The 7,395-nt window shown below is 63.1% G+C and carries 5 protein-coding genes and 1 pseudogene; 4 read left to right on the top strand and 2 right to left on the bottom strand.

Going from position 1 to position 7,395, the window contains the following annotated elements; translation table 11 throughout:
• Positions 1–178: 178 nt before the first annotated feature.
• Both FXV83_RS12705 and FXV83_RS44010 read right to left on the bottom strand, forming a co-directional pair.
• Positions 179–1,885, bottom strand: a complete 1,707-nt coding sequence (locus FXV83_RS12705) for a caspase family protein (RefSeq protein WP_148739517.1) — start codon at positions 1,883–1,885, stop codon at positions 179–181.
• 234 nt (positions 1,886–2,119) lie between these two features.
• Positions 2,120–2,491, bottom strand: a pseudogene (locus tag FXV83_RS44010) (retropepsin-like aspartic protease); the annotation flags it as partial.
• An 83-nt stretch (positions 2,492–2,574) separates the two neighbouring features.
• On the opposite strand from FXV83_RS44010, the gene FXV83_RS44005 reads away from it, so the two are divergent.
• The 4 genes from FXV83_RS44005 (at position 2,575) to ahcY (ending at position 7,317) form a co-directional block, all read left to right on the top strand.
• Positions 2,575–2,886, top strand: coding sequence for a hypothetical protein (locus tag FXV83_RS44005; RefSeq protein WP_235939499.1), 312 nt, complete (start codon positions 2,575–2,577; stop codon positions 2,884–2,886).
• Between the two features lie 282 nt (positions 2,887–3,168).
• Positions 3,169–4,524: a hypothetical protein gene (locus FXV83_RS12695; protein ID WP_148739518.1), complete on the top strand. Its 1,356-nt coding sequence runs from the start codon at positions 3,169–3,171 to the stop codon at positions 4,522–4,524.
• Between the two features lie 61 nt (positions 4,525–4,585).
• A complete protein-coding gene (gene metK / locus FXV83_RS12690) occupies positions 4,586–5,782 on the top strand; it encodes a methionine adenosyltransferase (protein WP_148739516.1) in 1,197 nt (398 codons plus the stop codon).
• A gap of 113 nt (positions 5,783–5,895) precedes the next feature.
• Positions 5,896–7,317 (top strand): adenosylhomocysteinase, encoded by a 1,422-nt coding sequence (gene ahcY, locus FXV83_RS12685; RefSeq protein ID WP_148739515.1) that lies wholly within the window; start codon positions 5,896–5,898, stop codon positions 7,315–7,317.
• Positions 7,318–7,395: the final 78 nt, after the last annotated feature.

Here is a 7,395-nt window from a genome sequence, read left to right as displayed (position 1 = left end):
CTGCCAAGTTCATGGAATCGATCGTCTAGCCTCACGTCTTCCTTCATGTGAGTGACGGCTGCGCCTTACCGCGTCCTCAATGTCGTCCCGGACAAGCGCGCCAAAGCGCGCGCCGATCCGGGATGACACCGAATGATTGAGGCGCGCTCTTCCCTTAGCGACGCGCGGCACACCTCGCTCACTTCTCCGCCAGATAGACCTCACCCAGCAGCGACGAGTTCGACCACGGCACCTGCTTGCCCTTGGTCGACGAAACCACCTCCGCCCGCACCCGCGTCAGCATCTGCTGCACTTCCAGTCCCGGCGTGCCGAGGTGGCGGGAGAGGGCGGCCGAGAACGGTGAGTTGGCGCCTTCGCCGTCGAGCGCGACCTGGCCGGGCGCGGTCGCGAATGCGATCAGCGTGCCGGCGCCCAGCGTTGCACCTGCGCCCAAGCCCGTCGGCGCGGCGAGTCCCGATGCGCCCTCGATGCCGCGACTGGCGCCGGCAGACGCGACCTGCTGCGCCATCGGATTGTTGCGGCAGGCATCGAAGATCAGGACGTTGGTGCGGACCTGGTCGTCAAGGCCGGCCATGATCGTGTCCATGTCGATCATCGCATCAGTCATGCTTGCGCCCGGCTTGAGCTCGACGTCGACAGGAATGAGATAGTTGCGGCCGTCGACCTGCACGCCATGGCCGGCATAGTAGACCACGGCAACCTGAGCCCTTGCCGCGTCACGCAAAAACCCGCGCGTCATCTTCTGCATCGCTGTGCGGTCGAGGTCGACGCCTTCCGACACGGTGAAGCCGATGTCGCGCAGGCTCTTGGCGACGGCGCGTGCGTCATTGGCCGGATTGGGCAGTGCCTTGACATGCGCATAAGCGCCGTTGCCGATGATCAGCGCCATCCGCGTGCCGCGAACGGCCGGAGCAGGCGAGGGGACTGACGCTGCGCCGGTCTGCTGCTGCGACGGGGCCACGGTCGGGGTCGGCGCATCGCGTGGGATTGGCGCGACTGCATCCGTCACCAGCGACAGCCGCACTTTTGCGGTCGCCTGATTGGCTTTGCTGCCGGCATCGGAGGCCGCGATCGCCAGCGTCGCCTTGTAGTCGTCCCTCGCGCGGGCGTAATCGCCCTTGGCCTCATAGGCTAGCGCGCGATGGGTGTAGCCCGCGATCAGCACGCTGTTCGGCGGCGTCATGATGTTGGCGGGCGGCTTCTCCCTGGCGAGCCGGATCGCCTCGGAGCCATCGGCAATGGCGCGATCGAGATCGCCCTTGGCGCGCCAGATCGCGGTGCGGTTGATCAGCGGCTGCGGCAGCGTCGGATCGAGCCGAATCGCCTGATTGATGTCGGCGAGCGCGCCGTCGAGATCGCCGAGCGCTGCCTTCGCTATGCCGCGGTTCTGGAACGAGAACGCCGATTTCGGGTCGGCCTTGATCGACATATCGTAATCGGCGATCGCCTTGGCGTAATCGCCCTTGCCGCGCCAGGCATTGCCGCGGTTGTGGAAGATGGTGCCGCTGGGCGGGCCGAGCTTCAGCGCATCGTCGAAATCGGCGATCGCGATGTCGTACTCTCCTCTGTCGTAATAGGCCGAGCCGCGTAGATTGTAGGCCGCCTGGCTCGGCTGCAGCCGGATCGCCTCGGTGGCGTCAGTGACGGTTTTTGCGTAGTCGCCCTTCTTGTTCCAGCCGACTGCCCGCCAGAAATAGACAGTCGCGAGCTGCTCGCCCTTGAAGACCTTCAGCGCGATGATCTTGGTGCAGGCATCGATCATCAGGTCCGCCGGCGTGGTGTCGGTGGTGCAGAGCGGCCCGAACTGGCTGCGCGCCTGCGCGAGTGCGGGCGCAGACCACAGGGCTGGGGCGAGCAGGCAGAGCGCGACGAGCAGGCGGCGCATGGGGCCTAGGATGCTGACGATACAACAGAAGGAGGACGTGACCCTTTTGTCGGTCCCAGGGGATCGTCGGTTCAGATCCTGCGGTTGCGGGGGCAGGCTTACTTCCCCGGTCGGCGGGTGCGGACCTCGATGAAGCCGCCGGCCATTTGAACTTCGAACCGTGACAGGAAGCTCATGCCGGATCGCTACGGGCACGTTGGTTGCTTCCAGCTTGCCGAGAGCAACTTTGTCGGCCCTGGATAGCTTCGCCTTGCTCTGGCCGTTGGCCGTCATGAGCGTGATCTCACTCGTGCCGGCTTCGGAGATTTTGGCGCGGCTGGCAAAAGCGGCCTTCACGGACACATAGCTCGCGCCGGTATCGAGGATGAACAGTCCGGAGACGCCGTTGATCGCAGCTTTCACCGTGATCACCTTCTTCTGCCCGCGTAGGGGGAAGCTTTCTTTGCGGAATCCTGTCGATTCGACACAATGGCCCTGGCTTTCGTAGTCAGCGATGATCTTCCGCGTCTGGCTGGTGTCGCGGGTGGCCGGATCGAGCGCAACCCACAGATTGATCGGCGCTGTGGCCTCGCAGAATTGTTTGAGGGCGGCATAGGCGCCTGCCATGCGCAGAGCTCGATGGCATCGGAATAATCGGCCAGCGCACGGTGATAGTCTTTCAGGCCTTCAAGCGCGACACCACGCAAATAATGCGCGTCGTGATTGGTCGGTGCGCGCCGCATGAACTCGTCGGCGACCTCCACGGCTCTGGGATAGTCCGTGAGCTTGAGATAGATGTCGATCGAGCGGTGCAGCGCGGTGATCGGCGCGCCAGAATTCATGACGAACTTGTAGAGCCCGTCAGCGGCCTGTCGCCGGTAGCCGAGCTTGTCCAGCATGAGCGCGAGATCGTTGATGCTTTTCTGGTCGCACGGCTCGCGCTTCAGCTCTTCCAGTCGCAGCCAGACAAATGGGTCGCGCGCGGCTGCGACGGGCAGGACGCCGATCCTCTCATAGACTGATGCGAATAATTCGTCGGGATTCTAGTCGCGTGCGCCGCCCGATAATGCCGCCAGAAGACAAGCGACGAGCCAAAACAATCTGAACATACCCTGCCCAGAACATCCCCGTTCGCAATGTATACCGGTAAGTGTAGGCATGGCCAAACGCACGATGGGGGTGTCCCCAGAGAGCCTGGTGGGCCTATCGACGAGGGAGTGGAGCAGCTCCTGAAGTATTTCCTTAGTGGGCAGACTTTGCTAAAGGGGCGGGTCCCAACAGGTCTGCCCACCGCATTCCCACTGATGAAAAACGATGAAATCCTCAGCCAGATCACCGAGTTCTGCCGCAAGGCGGACATGGCGGAATCGACGTTTGGCCGGCGTGCGGTGAACGATGGGAAGCTGGTGCAACGGCTGCGCGAGGGCAAGCGCATCACCATCGACACGCTGGACCGGATCCAGGCGTATATGGCGGCGTCGATGACCGGCAGCCTGCCGCCGCCGCGGGGACTTCAGGTGCCCCCGGAAAAGCGCGATCCGCGCGGCAATTTCCGCTTCTTCGAGAACCGGCAGAAGTACCTGCTGTTCGTCCACACCTGCAGCGAGAAGCGGGTGGTCGCCGATCGCGTGGCGCTCGAGCTTGCCACCATCCATCCGCGGCCACCGGCGCTGCGCATGTTCGACGCGGGTGTCGGTGACGGCACGGTGCTGGCGCGGGTACTGCGCGCAACGCACCAGCGCTTTCCACACATGCCGTTCTACGTCGCCGGCAAGGAACTCAGTCTCGAAGACCTGCGCCTGACGCTGGAGAAGGTGCCAGATCGCATTTTCGAGCATCCGGCGTCGGTGTTCGTCTTTACCAACATGTTCTATTCGGAGGCGCCCTGGCTGACGCCGGCATCGCCTGCGGCAGCTGCTGCCACCGTCTGGCACGAAGTCCCGCTCCGGGGTGCATCATCGGGCGAGTTCGAGCAGCAGATCGTCGAGCTGAGGCCGTTCCTGGAGCAGAACTGGCGCGCCGCGATCAGCCCGCGCACGGCCATGCCGTTGTACGAGCGGCCCGTCGTCCTCGTGCTCTATCGCGAGGATCACAGGTTCCTGCTGGATTCGACCATTCCACGGCCGGGCCAGACCGAAGCCAATTTCGACCTCATTATCGCGTCCCAGCCCTACCGTGCCCTGTCCTCGGTCAATTTTCGGGCAAAGCGGATCATTGCGCCGCTGGCACGGGCGCTTCGGCCCGGCGGGCGGTTGATCGGAATCCACTCCCACGGCCAGGATCCGGGCATGGAAATGATCCAGGCGATCTGGCCTGGAGAAAATCCTTTCTCGGTGAGCCGCCATGAGCTATTGCGCGCGGTGAAGTACGAGCTTGGATCGTTGGGCCGCGACCTAAATTTTAATGCTTATGCGGACAACCGTTCGATCTTCAGGTATGATATGGAAGCTCTGCCCAACGAGGTGACGGGTACCATCGGAACCTCGACGGCCTTTGCAGCGTGGAATGCGGCGGTGTATGTCGCTCAGATCGAGGACGACCGATTGACAGAAATGACTCAAAACGGCCGCACTCTGGACGCCGCCAGGGACGTGCTGCGAAAGTACAACGGGCTCTGGTTTCTCGACGAATCCTACGTCATCTCGCGACGGCGTGACTGACATCATCCGAAAGTAAACATCGCAAACGACCGCCGGCTAGCGGCGGGACAGGGGGTTACTGATGCGTGCGTCCTATCTCTTCACCAGCGAGTCCGTGTCCGAAGGGCATCCCGACAAGGTCTGCGACCGGATCTCCGATGAAATCGTCGATCTGTTCTACCGCGAAGGGCCGAAAGCCGGCATCGATCCGTGGGCTATCCGCGCCGCCTGCGAGACGCTCGCGACCACCAACAAGGTGGTGATCGCCGGCGAGACCCGCGGTCCGAAGTCCGTGACCAACGAGCAGATCGAGGGTGTCGTCCGCGGCGCGATCAAGGACATCGGTTACGAGCAGGAAGGCTTCCACTGGAAGACCTGCGATATCGAGATCCTGCTGCATCCGCAGTCGGCCGACATCGCCCAGGGCGTCGATGCGCTGCAGCCGGGTGAGGTCAAGGAAGAAGGCGCGGGCGACCAGGGCATCATGTTCGGCTACGCCACCAACGAGACGCCCGACCTGATGCCGGCGCCGATCTTCTACGCCCACAAGATCCTGCGCCTGATCTCCGAAGCGCGCCACTCCGGCCGCGAAAAGGTGCTGGGACCCGACTCCAAGAGCCAGGTCACCGTGCAGTACGAGAACGGCAAGCCGGTCGGCGTGCGCGAGATCGTGGTGTCGCACCAGCATCTGGTCGAGGACATCTCGTCCAAGCAGATCCGCGACATCGTCGAGCCCTATGTGCGCGAGGCGCTGCCGCAGGACTGGATCACGTCGAAGACCATCTGGCACATCAATCCGACCGGCAAGTTCTTCATCGGGGGTCCCGACGGTGACTCCGGCCTGACCGGTCGCAAGATCATCGTCGACACCTATGGTGGCGCGGCCCCGCATGGCGGCGGCGCGTTCTCCGGCAAGGATCCGACCAAGGTCGATCGTTCGGCAGCCTATGCGGCGCGCTATGTCGCCAAGAACATCGTCGCGGCCGGTCTTGCTGACCGCTGCACGCTGCAGCTTGCCTACGCCATCGGCGTGGCGCGGCCGCTGTCGATCTATATCGACACCCACGGCACCGGCAAGGTGTCGGAGGATCAGCTCGAGGAGGCCGCTGCCAAGGCGATGGACCTCACCCCGCGCGGCATCCGCAGCCATCTCGATCTCAACCGCCCGATCTACGCGCGCACCTCGGCCTATGGTCATTTCGGCCGCACGCCGGACAACGAAGGCGGCTTCTCCTGGGAGAAGACCGACCTGGTCGAGCAACTCAAGCGCGCGCTCTGATGCTCTTAACCTCGCCCCGCTTGCAGGGAGAGGTCGCCGTCGACGGGTCCGCGCGAAGCGCGGCCCGATGACGGGCTCACTAACACGCAGAACTCACTGACTAGGAAACAGACATGAACGCGAAGCCCGGCTTCACCGATTACATCGTCAAGGACATTTCGCTCGCCGATTTCGGCCGCAAGGAGCTCTCGCTCGCCGAGACCGAGATGCCGGGCCTGATGGCAACCCGCGAGGAATACGGCCCCAAACAACCTTTGAAGGGCGCGCGTATCGCCGGTTCGCTGCACATGACGATCCAGACCGGTGTGCTGATCGAGACGCTGGCGGCCCTCGGCGCCGACATTCGCTGGGTCTCCTGCAACATCTATTCGACGCAGGACCACGCTGCGGCGGCAATCGCGGCCGCCGGCATTCCGGTGTTCGCCGTCAAGGGTGAGAGCCTTACCGAATATTGGGACTACACCGCAAAGCTGTTCGACTGGCACGGCGGCGGTCACCCGAACATGATCCTCGATGACGGCGGCGACGCCACCATGTATGTCCATCTCGGTCTGCGCGCCGAGAACGGCGACACCAAGTTCCTGGACAAGCCGGGTTCGGAAGAAGAGGAAGTCTTCTTCGCGCTTCTGAAGAAGCAGCTCAAGGAAAAGCCGAAGGGCTACTTCGCCGAGATCGCCAAGAGCATCAAGGGCGTTTCCGAAGAGACCACCACGGGCGTGCATCGTCTCTATGACATGCAGAAGGCCGGCACGCTGCTGTGGCCGGCCATCAACGTCAACGACAGCGTCACCAAGTCGAAGTTCGACAACCTCTATGGCTGCCGTGAATCACTGGTCGACGGCATCCGCCGCGGCACCGACGTGATGATGTCCGGCAAGATCGCGATGGTCGCGGGCTTCGGCGACGTCGGCAAGGGTTCGGCCGCCTCGCTGCGTCAGGCCGGCTGCCGCGTCATGGTCTCCGAAATCGATCCGATCTGCGCGCTGCAGGCGGCGATGGAAGGCTACGAAGTCGTGACCATGGAAGACGCCGCGCCGCGCGCCGACATCTTCGTCACCGCCACCGGCAACAAGGACATCATCACCATCGAGCACATGCGCGCGATGAAGGATCGCGCCATCGTCTGCAATATTGGTCACTTCGACAACGAGATCCAGATCGCGGGTCTGCGCAACCTGAAGTGGACCAACATCAAGCCGCAGGTCGACGAGATCGAATTCCCCGACAAGCACCGCATCATCATGCTGTCGGAAGGCCGCCTCGTGAACCTCGGCAATGCGATGGGCCATCCGTCCTTCGTGATGTCGGCGTCCTTCACCAACCAGACGCTGGCACAGATCGAGCTTTTCGCCAACAACAAGGACGGCAAGTACAAGAAGGAAGTCTATGTGCTGCCGAAGTCGCTCGACGAGAAGGTCGCGCGCCTGCATCTCGCCAAGATCGGCGTCAAGCTGACCGAACTGCGCAAGGACCAGGCCGACTATATCGGCGTCAAGCCGGAAGGTCCGTACAAGAGCGATCACTACCGGTACTGAGCCAACGGTTAGATCGATTATAGACGCGAAGCCCCGGAGCGATCCGGGGCTTCGTTGCTGTGTGCCGAGTATGAACGA

The organism is Bradyrhizobium hipponense (genome assembly GCF_008123965.1).
Lineage (GTDB): Bacteria > Pseudomonadota > Alphaproteobacteria > Rhizobiales > Xanthobacteraceae > Bradyrhizobium > Bradyrhizobium hipponense.
Note: the sequence above shows the minus strand (reverse complement) of the source record. Positions and strands in the feature narration are given on the sequence as shown.

Excerpts from the sequence above, each read along its gene's own strand:
- FXV83_RS12695 (WP_148739518.1), top strand. The coding sequence starts at position 3,169 with ATGAAAAACGATGAAATCCTCAGCCAGATCACCGAGTTCTGCCGCAAG.
- FXV83_RS12705 (WP_148739517.1), bottom strand. The coding sequence starts at position 1,885 with ATGCGCCGCCTGCTCGTCGCGCTCTGCCTGCTCGCCCCAGCCCTGTGG.
- metK (WP_148739516.1), top strand. The coding sequence starts at position 4,586 with ATGCGTGCGTCCTATCTCTTCACCAGCGAGTCCGTGTCCGAAGGGCAT.
- FXV83_RS44005 (WP_235939499.1), top strand. The coding sequence starts at position 2,575 with ATGCGCGTCGTGATTGGTCGGTGCGCGCCGCATGAACTCGTCGGCGAC.
- ahcY (WP_148739515.1), top strand. The coding sequence starts at position 5,896 with ATGAACGCGAAGCCCGGCTTCACCGATTACATCGTCAAGGACATTTCG.